Raw genomic sequence first — 15,190 nt, forward strand, 5'->3', positions numbered from 1 at the left:
AGATGGGGCGCGTGATATCCGTCTTCAATGCTCTACAAGGAGGGAGAAAATGCAGACCGGCCACTGGGGCCGGTCGGTTGAGCATTACAGCCGCTTGGCGCTGATCACGTCGTTGAGCTGACTGAGCTTAGCCAACGCCCGGTTGAAGGCGTTGATGTTGTAAATCTCCAGCTCCATGTCGATTTCGGCGGTCTGCTCGCGCACGTTGGAGCGCGAACGCACTCCCATCACGTTGATCTTCTCGTTGGCGAGCACGGTGGTGATGTCGCGCAGCAGGCCGGATCTGTCGTTGGAGAGAATGCGGATGGTGAGACCGTAACCGCCGGAGTAGTTCTCCCCCCAGACCGCATCGATCAAGCGCTCCGGGTTGCGGCGAGAGAGCTCTTTCAACTGCTCGCAATCCTCCCGGTGGATGGAAACCCCCCGTCCCATGGTGATGAAGCCCTGGATGGCGTCCCCCGGGATGGGCTGGCAGCAGCGGGCGATGTGAGTCATCAGGTTGCCCACCCCTTCCACCACGATGTGATCCTTGGGTTTGGGGCGGAAGGGCACATTGGCCTTCTGCTCCAGCTTCTCCAGCAGACGGCGATCTTCTTCTTCCGCCGTCGGCTTGTTGTAGCGGGTGTCCAGATAATTGAGCAGCTGGTTGATGCGGATGTCGCCGCTGCCGATACCGGCCAGCAAATCTTCCAGCTCCTCCGCATGGAAGCGCTCCAGCACCACCTTGTCCACCTTGGAGAGGGTGAGGTTGTGGCGGTCCAGCTCCTTCTCCAGCAACTCCTTGCCGGCGGCGATGTTCTTGTCCCGGTCCAGCTTTCTGAACCAGGTGGCCACCTTGGCCCGCGCCCGGCTGGAGCGCAGGAAGCCGGCGTTCGGGTTCATCCAGTCGCGGCTCGGGTTCGGCTCCTTCTGGGTGATCACCTCCACCTGATCACCGGTTTGCAGCGTATAGGTGAAGGGCACGATGCGACCGTCGATCTTGGTGCCGATGCAGCGGTGACCGATCATGCTGTGCACGTGATAGGCGAAGTCGAGCGGCGTCGCCCCTGCCGGCAGGTCGATGACATCGCCCTTGGGAGTGAAGACATAAACCCTGTCCTCGAACACCTGACTGCGCAGATCGTCCAGCAAGGAGCCGCTCTCCGAGAGATCCTCCTGCCAGGCGAGGAGTTTGCGCAGCCATTCGATCTTGTCTTCGAAGGTGCTGGTCTTGGCAGCGGCCTGGGCCCCTTCCTTGTAGCGCCAGTGCGCGGCCACACCGAGCTCCGCATCCTGATGCATCTGCTCGGTACGGATCTGGATCTCCACCGTCTTGCCCTCCTCCCCCACCACCACGGTGTGGATGGACTGGTAGCCATTGGGCTTGGGGTTGGCGACATAGTCGTCAAATTCGCGGGGAATATGGTGGAAATGGGTGTGAACGATACCGAGCGCCGCGTAGCAATCCTGCAGCCGCTTGGTGATCACCCGCACCGCGCGCACATCGAACAGCTCGTTGAATTCGAGGTGCTTCTTCTGCATCTTGCGCCAGATGCTGTAGATGTGTTTCGGTCGGCCATAGACCTCGGCCTCGACGCCGGCCTCGGCCAGGGCATCGCGCAGGGACTGCACGAATTCGCGGATGTAGCGCTCGCGGTCGAGCCGTTTCTCATCCAGCTGTTTGGCGATCTGCTTGTAGGTGTCCGGGTGCAGGTAGCGGAAGGCGAGATCCTCGAGCTCCCACTTGAGCTGACCGATACCGAGGCGGTTCGCAAGGGGGGCATAGATGTTGGTGATCTCCTGGGCCATCAGCACCCGGGTCTCCTCATCCGCCTTCTTCGCCTCACGCAGGCAGGCGATGCGCTCCGCCAGCTTGATGACCACGGCGCGCACGTCCTCGACCATGGCGAGCAGCATGCGGCGCACGTTGTCCACCTGCTCTGGCGAGGTTTCGCTGCGGTGAAGGGTTTGCAGGGAGCGGATGGCCTCCATCTCCAGCACCCCTTCCACCAGCTTGGCGATCTTGGGGCCGAAGTCCTCGTTCACCTTTTCCTGGCTGATGAGACCGGCTTCGACGAAGGGATAGAGAATGGCGGCCTTGAGGGTGGCGAGATCCATGCTGAGCATCAGCAGGATGCCCACCATCTCGACCCCGCGCACCAGCAGGCGGTTGGTGAGCGCTTCGTCACCCAGGGTCAGGCAATACTGGTAGACGGTTCGCAGCTGATTCTTGTCACTTTCACTCAGGGTAAGGGAACTGACCCACTCATCCAGAGTGAAATTGTCTTTCAAATGAATATCGCGCACCGCAACCATGGTATCAATCCTTAAAAGTGTGGGGTCGAAAGCCGATGCTCTCCTCATCCCCTCATCAACTGATGACTGCCTCAAATGGGGATGCATGAAAGAGTTTTCAAGGCATGTCACCGCGCAAGGTGACAGGGCTCTTCCCCGCATCCGATCCACTATCGACGACCTAGATTACCCTAATCACTCCCGCTCAAACAGCGCTGCCGCCGCTGGAAAACCAAGATAACCGCATGCTGCCCTGCCCGTTGAAGGCAGCGAGAAACACCTGTTTTACCTCACTCTGGCAGCATCATGCACATCGAAAAATCATCACGACCGCATCTTGATAATGCGGTCGCCTCGACTCAGCCCCGTTCGAACAGCGCCATGGACTCCAGATGACCGGTGTGGGGGAACATGTCCAGCATCCCCAGACGGGTCAGCTTGTAGCCCCCCTGCACCAGCACCTGGCTGTCACGGGCCAGGGTGACCGGGTTACAGGAAACATAGACCACCCGTTTGGGGGAAAGTGCCACCACGTGGCTCATCACCTCCAGCGCCCCGGGTCTGGCCGGATCCAGCAGCACCAGATCGAACCCTTCCCGGGCCCAGGACATGCCCACGATGTCACCGCTCAAGTCCGCCTTGTAGAAGCGGGCGTTGTCGATGCCGTTGCGGCGGGCATTCTCCTGTGCACGCGTCACCATGGCGAGCTCCCCTTCCACCCCCACCACTTCGCGGGCCTGACGGGCCAGCGGCAGGGTGAAGTTGCCGATGCCGCAGAAGAGGTCCAGCACCTTGTCATCCTTGCCTGCGTCGAGCCAGCTCAATGCCTGCTCCACCATGCGCTGGTTGACGGGCCCGTTGACCTGGATGAAGTCGCCGGGAGCGAATGCAAGAGACAGGCCATCCAGCGTGTAACTTGGCTGAGACTGTTGACGCAGAGGTTCGATCTGCTCGTCCGCCGCCTGCAGATAGAGGTCTATCCCCTGGGCGGTGGCAAACTCGGTCAAGTGCGCCCGATCTGCCTCGGTGGGGCGACCGGTGTGGCGCAGCAGCATCAGAATGCCCTGCTCCCCCTGAATGAGTTCCGCATGGCCCAGTTCGCGCTGGCTCTTCAGCCGGTTGAGGCATTCGCGCAGAGGGGCGATAAGGGCGGAGAGGGGCTCGGCCAGCACAGGGCAGCTGGCAATCTCTACCAGATCGTTCGACTGGCGACGACGAAAGCCCACCCGGGTGCAGCGACCGTTCTTGTCAAACTTGATGGCCAGACGGCAGACCCGGCGGTAGGCGCGGGACTCCCCCGTCAGCGCAGGTGCCAGTGTAGGCGCCTGGATGTTGCCAAGGCGCTCGAACAGGCTGACCAGTCCCGCCTCCTTGGCCGCCAGCTGATCTCCCTCTCCCAGGTGCTGGGCACTGCAACCGCCACACTCGCGATAGTGGTCGCAGAAGGGGGCGACCCGGTTGTCCGCCGGGGTCACCACCTGTTGCAGGGCGGCGTGGGCATAGTGCTTCTTGTCGTCGATGATGCGGGCCTTGATGGCCTCGCCGGGCAGCGCCCCTTCGACGAAGATGGCCTTGCCCTGATGACGGCCGACGCCGACACAGTGGTGATCCAGACTGTCTACCGTAAATTCAATACGTTGGGGCTGGGTGGATTTCTTTTGGGGCTTGAAAAACTGGGCCATAAAACTTGGTGCCTATAGGTGGCTATGTCATGATTGTGGAATCTGCGGCAGACCATTGTCCCACAAGAATAATCGTATGACCAAATACGGCCTGAGGGCCCCAGCCGCGGCATCCGCCCCATCGTCCATTCTGACCAAAAGTGGCCCATTGATATGACCGGATACGGCCTGAGACCCCGTACAGCGACAATGACTGTATTGCCTGCCCGACCCCGGTGCCTGCATGCGCACCGGGTCATGGCTTCTCTTGCGAAAGGCGGGTCGGCGGCATGACCAAGTACGGTCTCAGGGCCCGGGTGCTGGCCTTCACCATCTTGCCGACCCTCATCATTGGCGGCCTCATCGCCAGCTATTTCACCTTCCACCGCTATCAGCAGCTGGAAAACAACCTCATCGATCAGGGCATCAACATCATCGAGCCCCTGGCCATCGCCAGCGAATACGGCATGACACAGCACAGCCGCGAATCCCTCAAGCGGCTGATCGGGCTCACCCATCGCAAGAACTCGCCCTTCATCAAGTCCATCGCCGTCTTCACCCAGGAGAACCAGCTGTTCGTGACGTCCAACTACCACAGGGACTTCAGCCAGCTTCGTCTGCCGGACGGCAGCGTCATCCCGGCCCTGACCAGCGTCTCCTTCAACGGCGATGACATCATACTGCGCACCCCCATCCAGGCAGAGACCAGCCTGGACGGCTTCCCGCTGCCAAGCGATCTGGAGCCGCCGGTCATCGGCTACATCTCCATGCAGCTCGCCACGGACAGGGCCATCGTCCTGCAGTACCGCGACGCCTTCTTCGCGGTCATCATCGTGCTCATTGGGCTGGCCATCAGCGCCCTGTTCGGCTTCCGTCTGGTCAAGAGCGTGACCCAGCCCATCACCGACATGGTGCAGGCGGTGCACCGGATCAGGGAGGGGCGACTCGATACCCGGGTCAGCGGCCAGCTCACCGGCGAGCTCGACATGCTGAAAAACGGCATCAACGCCATGGCCAAGGCGCTCTCCGAATATCACGAGGAGATGCAGCAGAACATCGATCAGGCGACGTCGGATCTGCGGGAGACCCTCGAGCAGATCGAAATCCAGAACGTCGAGCTCGACATGGCGAAGAAGCGCGCCCAGGAGGCGGCCAGGGTCAAGTCCGAGTTCCTCGCCAACATGTCCCACGAGCTGCGCACCCCGCTCAACGGGGTCATCGGCTTCACCCGCCAGCTGCTCAAGACCAGTCTGACCCCGAGCCAGACCGACTACATGCAGACCATCGAGAAGTCGGCGCGCAACCTCCTTGGGATCATCAACGACATCCTCGACTTCTCCAAGCTGGAAGCGGGCAAGCTGCAGCTCGAGCACATCCCCTTCAGCCTGCGGGACACCCTCAACGAGACCATGCACCTGCTGGGGCCGAGCGCCCACGACAAGCAGCTCGAACTCTCCCTCCAGGTGGATGCCGCCGTGCCGGACTACCTCACCGGCGACCCCATGCGCCTGCAGCAGGTGCTCACCAACCTCACCGGCAACGCCATCAAGTTCACCGAGCGAGGCAACGTGGACGTGCGTGTCGAGCAGACCGGGGAATCGAACGGCAACAAGGTGCGCCTGCGGGTGCTGATTCGCGATACCGGCATCGGCATCTCGGAAGAGCAGCAGCGCCAGTTGTTCCAGGCCTTCAACCAGGCAGACTCCTCCATCTCCCGCCGCTATGGGGGCACCGGGCTCGGGCTCGTCATCACCCAGAAGCTGGTGCAGCAGATGGGGGGCCAGATCCGCTTCGAATCCGAACTCGGCAAGGGGTCGGTCTTCTCGTTCCACCTGGATCTGGATGTCTCGCCCCTGCCCCAGAGCGAGCGGCTTCCGCTGGATCGCATCCAGGGCAAGCGGGTCTGGCTGCTGGAGCCGGATCCCTTCACTCACGCCTCCCTGCTCACCCTGTTGGGAGAGTGGCACCTGGATGTGCACTCCCTGACGGTGGACGAGGAGTGGCCCCCGATGAGCAGCCAGGACATGGTGCTCATCGGCAGCAGCACCCTGCACAGCCCGCAGCAGGTGATTGCCCGTCTCGACGAACTGGACGGCCAGCAGAACACCATAGTGCTGCTCAGCAGCCACGAGCCGGCCCTCTACGACGCCATGCTGGCCCACGGCGCCGTCCACTGCCTCTCCAAGCCCATCAACCATCGCAAGTTGCTGCACGCCCTGCTCTCCCCCGAGGCGGTACGCCGTGCCCCCCTGCCCGCGCCGACGCCGCGCAGCGTGCAGGCGGTCAAGGTGCTGGCGGTGGATGACAACGCCGCCAACCTCAAGCTCATCGCCGCCATGCTCAAGGAGATGGTGACCGAGGTGGTGGTGTGCAAGAACGGCAAGGAGGCGGTCAACCTGGCCCAGAGCCAGCCGTTCGACATCATCTTCATGGATATCCAGATGCCCGTCATGGACGGCATCAGCGCCACCCAGGCGATCCGCCACCACTCCCTCAACACCGAGACCCCCATCGTCGCGGTCACCGCCCATGCCATTCCCGGTGAGCGGGAGCGCCTCATTCGCCAGGGCATGGACGACTACCTGGCCAAACCCATCGACGAGGGGATGCTGGCACAGCTCATCACCGACTTCGCCCACCGGCGGCACCAGAATCACGGGGATCAGCAGATAGACTGGCCCCTTGCCGTGCGTCAGGCCGCAGGCAAGCCAGCCCTCGCCCGGGAGATGCTGACCATGCTGCTGGCCAGCTTCGACGAGGTGGAGCCCATCCTGGCGGCGGCGCTGGAAGGGAGTGCCGAGGATGCAGATGTGCTGGCCCAGCTCCACCGCCTCAACGGTGGCTGCGCCTACTCCGGGGTGCCGGGTCTGCAACGCCTGCTCTCCCAGCTCGAGCAGCAGCTGCGCGACGGGGTCGCCGTGAGCGATCTGGAGCCCGAGTTACTGGAGCTGCAGGATGCCCTGGAGCAGGTGAGGCAAGAGGCCCCCCGCTACCTGGCCCTGACCGACTGAGGCGCTTTTTCTGACTGGACAGGCGGCAGGTGGTAACATCTGCGCCGTTTCCACAGGAGTCAACATGACCAACAACGATATTCTGCGCCGCCTGCGCTATGCCCTCAGCATCAGCAACGACCAGATGGTCGAGATCTTTGCCAAGGGCAATCTGGCCATCACCCATGCCCAGTTGCACGGCTGGCTGATGAAAGAGGCCGAAGAGGGCGAGGCACAGGAAGCGGGCTTCGCCGCCTGCCCGGACTCGGCACTGAGCCAGTTCCTCGACGGCTTCATCGCCCTGCGCCGCGGTGTGCGGGAAGATGCCCCGCCCCAGGTGATCCCGAACCGGATCAACAACAACCTGATCCTGCGCAAGCTGCGCATCGGCCTCAACTACAAGGAAGAGGAGATGCTGGGCACCCTCAAGCTCGCGAACTTCAACCTCTCCAAGTCCGAGCTGAGCGCCCTGTTCCGCGCCAGGGATCACAAGCACTATCAGGATTGCGGGGATCAGATCCTGCGCAACTTCCTGATTGGCCTCACCGCCAAATACAGGCCCGGGCCCTGATGACCGCCTCCGGCCAGGTGCGAGGCTAGACCATGGGCTGGCGCCGCCTGCTGACTCCACGCCCGTCGGCGAGCGGCGGTGCGTGTCGGTTCGCGGCGCGCTGGTTCTGGTCACTGCCCCTCATCCTGCTGCTCGGCGCCTGCCAGCCTGCGCCCTATCGGCTCAATCAGGAGCATCATAGCGCCAGCCAGAACGAGCGCATCGCCTTTCTCATCCTGCACTACACGGATGAAGAGGATGCCCGCTCCCTGCGCCTGCTGACCGAGCCGGAGCACAAGGTGAGCGCCCACTACCTGATCCCCCGCGACACCGACGAGCAACCGTTCCCGGTCTACCAGCTGGTGCCCGACAGCCAGCGGGCCTGGCACGCCGGACGCAGTCGCTGGCATCACTACGCCGGGCTCAACGCCAGTTCGCTCGGCATCGAGATAGTGAATCTCGGGTATGACGAGAAAGACGCGGCCCTGCCAGCCCATCTGAGACACTGGCAACCCTATCCCTCTGCCCAGATCGCCGCCCTCGGCGCCCTCGCCCGGGATCTGGTCGAACGCTACCAGATCCCCCCCACCCAGGTGCTGGCCCACAGCGACGTCGCCCCCGAGCGCAAGCAGGATCCCGGCCCCCGGTTCCCCTGGCGCGAGCTCGCCCTGCGCTACGGTGTCGGCGCCTGGCCCGACGAGGCCCGGGTGGCCGAGCTGCGCCAGACGCAGCCCATCCCCTGGGATGCGCTGCAATGGCAGCAGCAGCTTGCCCGTTACGGCTACGGCCTCCCCCAGCACGGCGCCTGGGATGAGCAGAGCCGCGCCGTCCTGCGCGCCTTCCAGCTTCACTTTCGCCCCGCCCTGGTCACCGGCGAGCCGGATGCCGAATGCCAGGCCATCCTCACCGCCCTGCTGGAGCGCTACTTCCCGGAACCAGGCTGAGACGCCCCTTCCCTTTCGCCCTCTGCACACGGATGCCCGGCCCCATGCCAGATGAGCACGGGGTTCACCCCGCCTTCCACTCCTGAAAACCACAAGGGACGCCGAAGCGTCCCTTGTGGTTTTCATACCAGCGAAGCGGCATCAGATCCCCTGACGGGCTTCCTGCATCAGCGCACGCATGTCGCTGACCGCCTTGGCCAGACCGTCGAAGGCGGCGCGACCGATGATGGCGTGACCGATGTTGAGCTCATAGAGCTCGGGGATGGCGGCGATGGCCTTGACGTTGTGGTAGTGCAGGCCGTGACCCGCATTGACCTTCAAGCCCTTGCCTGCGGCGTAGGAAGCACCGGCGGCGATGCGCTTGAACTCGGCGTTGCGCTCGGCATCCGTGGTGGCATCGGCGTAGCGGCCGGTGTGGATCTCGATGAAGGGAGCACCGCTCGCGGCGGCCGCATCGATCTGCAACGGATCCGCATCGATGAAGAGCGACACCTGGGAGCCCACGGCGGCCAGGCGGGTCACCGCATCGGTCACCTTGTCCAGCTGGCCCGCCACGTCCAGACCACCCTCGGTGGTCACCTCGGTGCGCTTCTCCGGCACCAGGCAGACGAAGTGGGGCTTGATGCGGCAGGCGATGCCGATCATCTCCTCGGTCACCGCCATCTCCAGGTTCATCCTGGTCTGGATGGTCTGGCGCAGGATCTCCACGTCCCGGTCGGTGATGTGGCGGCGATCTTCCCGCAGGTGGACCGTGATGCCATCGGCACCGGCCTGCTCGGCCACGAAGGCGGCCTGTACCGGATCCGGATACTGGGTGCCGCGGGCGTTGCGCAGGGTGGCGATATGGTCGATGTTCACACCCAGGTAGATCTCGCTCATTGCTTACTCCTTGATACAGGTCATCTGTGAATGCCGGAGCGGGTGGAGCCCGCTCCTCTGTCCATGTGCCGCCGCAGCCCGGTTATGGCCACGGCGACAGCATTATTGTTCATGAAAGGCGATGTCATAAACACAAAACATCACCAGATAATTAAAATCAGCTTGAAACACTGCCTTTTCGCTTCAAAAAGAGCTCCCTGCTCTTCAGTTGACGCTTGCCGAGATAGGGCTGCAGCGCCAGCCGGCTGAAACGCTTGGCCGCCTGCAGCAAGGGGGGCGTGTCGAAGCGCCCCTCGGCGAAGGCCAGCAGGTGGGCGCCGAGGAACAGGGTACGGGGATCCGGCGCCCGCTCGCAAGCGACAAAGCCGAGCTCCCGCTCGAAGCCGTAGAGCAGGGTGGGGTCGATGGGGGAGTCGTCGTCTGCGGCATATTCGAAGTCCACCGCGTAGCCCAGGGCCTGCAGCAGCAGGAACTCGAAGCGGCGCAGGGGCACCTCCGGGGTCTCGCCGTCCGCCAGCGCCATGATGGCACGGGCATAGGCGTCGAACACCTCGGGGAAGGGGGTGTGCGCTTCCAGCAGGTAGTAGACCAGCTCGTTGAGATAGAGGCCGTAGAAGAGACGATCCCCGCCGAGGCGCAACGAGTGATCCGGGCACTCCACCTGGGTGAGGTTCTTGAGATCCCCCTTGCCGCGCCAGGCAATGGTGAGCAGGGTGAAGGGCTGAAGCAGCCCCTTCAGAGAGGAGCGTGGCCCGCGGGAACCGCGAGCCACCAGGGTGAATCGACCGCTATCCTGGGTGAAGACCTCGACCAGCTGGCTGGTCTCCCGATAGGGCCGACTGTGGATGACGAAAGCCGGGGTCAGCAATCAGTCGTCGCCATACCCGAGGCTGCGCAGGGCCCGCTCGTCGTCGGCCCAGCCGGACTTGACCTTGACCCACAGCTCGAGATGCACCTTGTTCTGGAACAGCCGTTCCATGTCGATGCGCGCCTCTGTGCCGATGGTCTTGATCTTCTCGCCCTTGTTGCCGATGACCATCTTTTTCTGGCCTTCGCGCTCCACCAGGATGAGCCCGTGGATGTGGTAAAGACCGGTCTCCTCCACCTTGAAGCGCTCGATCTCCACCGTCACCGAATAGGGCAGCTCCTCGCCGGTGAAGCGCATCAGCTTCTCGCGGATGATCTCGGAGGCCATGAAGCGGGAAGAGCGGTCGGTCACGTAATCTTCCGGGAAGAAGTGGACGTTCTCCGGCAGCAGATCCTTGGCCCACTCGCGGATCTTCTCCACGTTGGTGCCCTTCTCGGCGCTGATGGGCAGGATGTGGGCAAAGTTCATCTGCTGACCCAGCCACTCGAGGTGCGGCAGCAGATCCTCTTTCTCCTTGACGTTGTCGATCTTGTTGACCGCCAGCACCACGGGGCACTTGAGGTGGCGCAGCTTGCCCAGCACCATCTCGTCATCCTTGGTCCAGTGAGTGCCGTCCACCACGAACACCACCATGGCCACGTCCCCCAGGGAACTGGTGGCGGCGCGGTTCATCAGGCGGTTGATGGCCCGCTTCTCCTCGATGTGCAGACCCGGGGTATCCACATAGATGGTCTGATGGTTCTCCTCGGTGTCGATCCCCAGGATCCGGTGACGGGTAGTCTGGGGCTTCTTCGAGGTGATGCTGACCTTCTGGCCGAGCAACTTGTTGAGCAGGGTGGACTTGCCCACGTTGGGGCGGCCCACGATGGCGACAAAGCCGCAATAGGTGGTATCTGTCATGACCGCGTTCCCAATGCTGATGGAGTGAAATGAGCGCACAGTGCCGGATCCGTCATGGTGCTCATGACAGCCGTTCCAGTGCTTGCTGCGCCGCGGCCTGTTCGGCCTTGCGGCGGCTGGAACCGATCCCGACCAGGGGGCCATCCAGCCCATCCACTTCGCACTGGACGGTGAACTCCTGGTTGTGGGCCTCGCCCTTGACGTTGGTCACCGTGTAGGTCGGCAGGGATTTGCGGCTGCCCTGCAGGATCTCTTGCAGACGGGTCTTGGGATCCTTCTGTTCGATCCCGGGCTTGATCTCGCCAAGGCGGCTGGCATACCAGCCGAGCAGGAGGCTGCGCACCCGCTCCAGATCCGTGTCCAGATAGATGGCGCCGATCACCGCCTCGACGGTGTCGGCCAGGATGGACTCGCGGCGAAAACCGCCGCTTTTCAGCTCCCCCGGCCCCAGGATCAGGTGATCCCCGAGGTCGAATTCCCGGCCCAGCTCGGCCAGCGTCTTCTCGCGCACCAGGGTGGCGCGCATCCGGCTGAGATCCCCTTCCGCCGCCTGCGGGAAGCGGTGGAAGAGGTCATCGGCAATCACCAGACTCAGGATGGAGTCCCCCAGAAATTCCAGGCGCTCGTTGTGACGGGACCCTGCGCTGCGATGGGTCAGTGCCCGGGTCAGCAGCTCAGGATCCTGAAAGACATGCCCGAGACGGGACTGCAGTCTGTTCATCTTGATATTCATTTACTTGATTCCGCCAATGCGGTTGAAGCGCACACCGGTCGGCACCCAGCTCGGCAAGCTGGACCCTTCCTCGCGCTCGAATTCGAAACTGATCCAGATGGCGACCGCCTTGCCCACCAGGTTCTGCTCAGGCACGAAACCCCAGAAACGGCTGTCGGTGCTGTTATCGCGGTTGTCACCCATCACGAAATAGTGGCCTTCCGGCACCACCCACTCGTCGGGGTAGGTGCCGGGCTGGCGATAGTAGCGGTCCACCAGGTCCGGCATCAGCGGGTTGCGCAAGGTCTCGTGGGAGACATCACCCAGCTGTTCGGTGTAGCGATCCAGCGGGATCCCCATCTGGCTGAACTCGCCGCGCTGTTCGAACTTGACGTCCAGCTTCTGGAAGCCAGGACACGTTTTCCCTTCCTGCTCATCGCACTTGGGCCGGATCATCAGCTCCTTGTTGCGATAGATGACCCGATCGCCGGGCATGCCGACCACCCGTTTGATGTAGTCCACCCGGGTATCCAGCGGATACTTGAAGACCACCACATCACCGCGCTTCGGCTCGCCGGTCTCGAGGAACTTGGTGTTGGTCACCGGGTCCTTGAGGCCGTAGGCAAACTTCTCCACCAGGATGAAGTCGCCCACCAGCAGGGTCGGCATCATGGAACCGGACGGGATCTGGAACGGCTCGAAGATGAAGGAGCGCAGGATCAGCACCAGCGCGATCACCGGGAAAACCCCGCCGGTCTGTTCGATCCAGACCGGCATGGGGGCCACCTTGGCCAGTGTCTTCTCGTCCACATCCGGACCGGCATTGGCACGGGCGGCGGCAATCTTGGCCGCCCGCTGCTTGGCCCAGACCAGCTTGTCGAGCGTCCAGATGATGCCGGTCAGCAGGGTGACGACGACGAGGATCAGGGAAAAGGTGCTTGCCATCGATTAATCCTTTCCGACGTGGAGAATGGCGAGGAAGGCCTCTTGCGGCACGTCCACACGGCCCAGAGACTTCATCCGCTTCTTGCCTTCTTTCTGCTTGTTCAGCAGCTTCTTCTTCCGGCTCACGTCACCACCGTAGCACTTGGCGGTGACGTCTTTACGCAATGCCTTGACGGTGCTGCGGGCGATGATCTGGTTGCCGATGGCGGCCTGAATGGCGATGTCGAACATCTGGCGCGGGATCAGCTCGCGCATCTTCTCCACCACCTGGCGACCGCGATACTGGGCGTTCTCCTTGTGGGTGATGATGGCCAGGGCGTCGACCCGCTCGCCGTTGATCATGATGTCCAGACGGACCATGTCGGAGGTTTCGAAACGCTTGAAGCCGTAGTCCAGGGAGGCGTAGCCGCGACTGGTGGACTTCAGACGGTCGAAGAAGTCGAGCACCACTTCCGCCATCGGGATCTCGTAGGTCAGCGCCACCTGCTTGCCGTGGTAGACCATGTTGGTCTGTACGCCGCGCTTCTCGATGCAGAGGGTGATGACGTTGCCCATGTACTCCTGCGGCAGCAGGATGTGGCACTCGGCGATGGGCTCGCGCATCTCCTTGATGTTGTTGATGGCGGGCATCTGGGCCGGGCTGTCGATGTGGATGGTGGAGCCATCGTTCAGCTCGATCTCGTAGACCACGGTTGGCGCTGTGGTGATGAGATCCAGGTCGTATTCACGCTCCAGACGCTCCTGGATGATCTCCATGTGCAGCATCCCGAGGAAGCCGCAGCGGAAGCCGAAGCCCAGCGCCGTGGAGCTCTCCGGTTCGTAGAACAGGGAGGCGTCGTTGAGGGAGAGCTTCTCCAGCGCATCGCGGAAGGACTCGTAGTCATCGCTGGAGATGGGGAACAGGCCCGCATAGACCTGGGGCTTCACCTTCTTGAAGCCGGCCAGCGCCTTCTCGGCACCGTGCTTGGCCAGGGTCAGGGTATCCCCCACCGGCGCACCGTGGATGTCCTTGATGCCGCAGACGACCCAACCTACCTCGCCACAACCCAGGCCGTCGGTGTCCACCTGCTTCGGCGTGAAGATACCGATGCGATCCACACCCCATACCTGACCGGTGCTCATCACCTTGATCTTGTCGTTCTTTTTCAGGGAACCGTTCTTGATCCGCACGAGCGACACGACCCCGAGGTAGGAGTCGAACCAGGAGTCGATGATCAGCGCCTGCAGCGGCGCCTCCGGATCCCCTTCCGGGGACGGGATCTTGGCGACGATCTCTTCCAGCACCAGATCGACACCGAGGCCGGTCTTGGCGGAGCAGCGCACCGCGTCCACCGCGTCGATGCCGACGATGTCCTCGATCTCCTCGGCAACCCGCTCGGGCTCTGCGGCCGGCAGGTCAATCTTGTTCAGCACCGGCACCACTTCCAGATCCATTTCCATGGCGGTGTAGCAGTTGGCCAGAGTCTGTGCCTCAACCCCCTGACCGGCATCCACCACCAGCAGTGCCCCTTCACAGGCAGCCAGGGAGCGAGAAACCTCGTAGGAGAAATCCACGTGGCCCGGGGTGTCGATAAAGTTCAGCTGATAGGTGTTACCGTCTTGTGCCTGGTAGTTCAGGGTCACACTCTGTGCCTTGATGGTAATGCCGCGCTCGCGCTCCAGATCCATGGAGTCCAGCACCTGGGCCTGCATCTCGCGATCGGACAGGCCGCCGCAAGTCTGGATCAGACGGTCCGACAGGGTCGACTTACCGTGGTCGATGTGCGCAATAATCGAAAAGTTACGAATGTGTTTCATCGAGCAAGAATCACTCAAAATTAAGTTAGGGTCGGATATGAGGGCAGGATTTTACTGGATAACCCGGTCGACGGCCAATCTTTAGTCGGCGGGCCCCACAAATAGCGCCTTGTCTGGCGGGCGTCGGGCACCTGGATGCCCTCCGCCAGACCCGGCTCCTCAAGAGAGATGACGGGTATTGAGCACCACCCCGAGCATGCGGGGACCGTATTCCCCCTGCTCGAGCCGGTCAGAAAAGTAACGAACCAGTAAAAATCCGATGGCGCCGCCCAGCAGACAGCAGAGGATGGTCACCCCCTCTCCCGCCGACAAGAGCGGCACCAGCCAGAGCTGGCCGAGCAGGGCGCCCAGCAGCAGACAGAAGAGCGGCAGCACGTACACCAGAGCCGCACCGCGCAGGATGCTGGCCTGAGGGATGCCCAGGCGGATCTGCTGGCCCACCGCCACATCGCCGGTGAGGGCGACCCGCAGCCGCTGCGCCTTCATGGGAAAGGCCTTGGCGACGGTGCCGGTCCCGCAGCTGGATTGTTGGTGGCAACCGCTGCAGGCGGATCGCCGCTCGCACTCCACCCAGGCGTGATTGCCGTCGATGGCCACTACTGTGGCCAGCTCTTCACTCATGTTACTCACCTGATGACTCCTCACAGGGGGCGGTGGATGCTCCAGATCT

At 62.8% G+C, this 15,190-nt stretch carries 12 protein-coding genes; 3 read left to right on the top strand and 9 right to left on the bottom strand.

All coding sequences use genetic code 11. The features are described 5' to 3' along the window. Positions 1-84 precede the first annotated feature (84 nt). Positions 85-2,295: a GTP diphosphokinase gene (gene relA, locus H7R73_RS19145; RefSeq protein ID WP_010675631.1), complete on the bottom strand. Its 2,211-nt coding sequence runs from the start codon at positions 2,293-2,295 to the stop codon at positions 85-87. A 338-nt stretch (positions 2,296-2,633) separates the two neighbouring features. Beyond that, the gene (rlmD, locus tag H7R73_RS19150; RefSeq protein ID WP_042016227.1) at positions 2,634-3,956 is read right to left on the bottom strand and encodes a 23S rRNA (uracil(1939)-C(5))-methyltransferase RlmD; all 1,323 of its coding nucleotides are present in this window, start codon (positions 3,954-3,956) and stop codon (positions 2,634-2,636) included. Positions 3,957-4,225: 269 nt separating this feature from the next. Here rlmD and barA point away from each other — a divergent pair, with 269 nt between their 5' ends. From barA to H7R73_RS19165, 3 genes are all read left to right on the top strand, one after another. Next, entirely contained in the window at positions 4,226-6,946 is a 2,721-nt protein-coding gene (gene barA, locus H7R73_RS19155) for a two-component sensor histidine kinase BarA (RefSeq protein WP_103259551.1), read from the top strand. Between the two features lie 64 nt (positions 6,947-7,010). Then, positions 7,011-7,496 carry a DUF1456 family protein gene (locus H7R73_RS19160; RefSeq protein ID WP_010675634.1) on the top strand — a complete coding sequence of 162 codons (486 nt, stop codon included), beginning with the start codon at positions 7,011-7,013 and terminating at the stop codon, positions 7,494-7,496. A 32-nt stretch (positions 7,497-7,528) separates the two neighbouring features. Then, positions 7,529-8,419: an N-acetylmuramoyl-L-alanine amidase gene (locus H7R73_RS19165; RefSeq protein WP_103259550.1), complete on the top strand. Its 891-nt coding sequence runs from the start codon at positions 7,529-7,531 to the stop codon at positions 8,417-8,419. A gap of 141 nt (positions 8,420-8,560) precedes the next feature. Here H7R73_RS19165 and pdxJ read toward each other — a convergent pair whose 3' ends face one another. The 7 genes from pdxJ to H7R73_RS19200 form a co-directional block, all read right to left on the bottom strand. Further along, a complete protein-coding gene (gene pdxJ, locus H7R73_RS19170) occupies positions 8,561-9,298 on the bottom strand; it encodes a pyridoxine 5'-phosphate synthase (RefSeq protein WP_043154814.1) in 738 nt (245 codons plus the stop codon). A gap of 157 nt (positions 9,299-9,455) precedes the next feature. Continuing rightward, complete coding sequence (gene recO / locus H7R73_RS19175) at positions 9,456-10,166, bottom strand: DNA repair protein RecO (protein WP_043154816.1); 711 nt, start codon at positions 10,164-10,166, stop codon at positions 9,456-9,458. After that, positions 10,167-11,066, bottom strand: coding sequence for a GTPase Era (gene era, locus H7R73_RS19180; RefSeq protein WP_041211854.1), 900 nt, complete (start codon positions 11,064-11,066; stop codon positions 10,167-10,169). 61 nt (positions 11,067-11,127) lie between these two features. Next, entirely contained in the window at positions 11,128-11,799 is a 672-nt protein-coding gene (gene rnc / locus H7R73_RS19185) for a ribonuclease III (RefSeq protein ID WP_010675639.1), read from the bottom strand. Next, positions 11,800-12,723, bottom strand: a complete 924-nt coding sequence (gene lepB, locus H7R73_RS19190; protein WP_010675640.1) for a signal peptidase I — start codon at positions 12,721-12,723, stop codon at positions 11,800-11,802. Positions 12,724-12,726: 3 nt separating this feature from the next. After that, on the bottom strand, positions 12,727-14,520 hold the full coding sequence (gene lepA / locus H7R73_RS19195) for a translation elongation factor 4 (RefSeq protein WP_010675641.1): 1,794 nt from the start codon (positions 14,518-14,520) through the stop codon (positions 12,727-12,729). 159 nt (positions 14,521-14,679) lie between these two features. After that, positions 14,680-15,141, bottom strand: a complete 462-nt coding sequence (locus H7R73_RS19200) for a SoxR reducing system RseC family protein (protein WP_039040538.1) — start codon at positions 15,139-15,141, stop codon at positions 14,680-14,682. Between the last annotated feature and the right edge of the window lie 49 nt (positions 15,142-15,190).

The organism is Aeromonas sp. WP2-W18-CRE-05 (assembly GCF_014168615.1).
GTDB classification, from domain to species: domain Bacteria; phylum Pseudomonadota; class Gammaproteobacteria; order Enterobacterales; family Aeromonadaceae; genus Aeromonas; species Aeromonas caviae.

Bases quoted from the DNA above. Each gene is read 5' to 3' on its own strand.
- H7R73_RS19160 (WP_010675634.1), top strand. From the start codon at position 7,011: ATGACCAACAACGATATTCTGCGCCGCCTGCGCTATGCCCTCAGCATC.
- rnc (WP_010675639.1), bottom strand. From the start codon at position 11,799: ATGAATATCAAGATGAACAGACTGCAGTCCCGTCTCGGGCATGTCTTT.
- era (WP_041211854.1), bottom strand. From the start codon at position 11,066: ATGACAGATACCACCTATTGCGGCTTTGTCGCCATCGTGGGCCGCCCC.
- rlmD (WP_042016227.1), bottom strand. From the start codon at position 3,956: ATGGCCCAGTTTTTCAAGCCCCAAAAGAAATCCACCCAGCCCCAACGT.
- lepB (WP_010675640.1), bottom strand. From the start codon at position 12,723: ATGGCAAGCACCTTTTCCCTGATCCTCGTCGTCGTCACCCTGCTGACC.
- barA (WP_103259551.1), top strand. From the start codon at position 4,226: ATGACCAAGTACGGTCTCAGGGCCCGGGTGCTGGCCTTCACCATCTTG.
- H7R73_RS19200 (WP_039040538.1), bottom strand. From the start codon at position 15,141: ATGAGTGAAGAGCTGGCCACAGTAGTGGCCATCGACGGCAATCACGCC.
- relA (WP_010675631.1), bottom strand. From the start codon at position 2,295: ATGGTTGCGGTGCGCGATATTCATTTGAAAGACAATTTCACTCTGGAT.
- lepA (WP_010675641.1), bottom strand. From the start codon at position 14,520: ATGAAACACATTCGTAACTTTTCGATTATTGCGCACATCGACCACGGT.
- pdxJ (WP_043154814.1), bottom strand. From the start codon at position 9,298: ATGAGCGAGATCTACCTGGGTGTGAACATCGACCATATCGCCACCCTG.
- H7R73_RS19165 (WP_103259550.1), top strand. From the start codon at position 7,529: ATGGGCTGGCGCCGCCTGCTGACTCCACGCCCGTCGGCGAGCGGCGGT.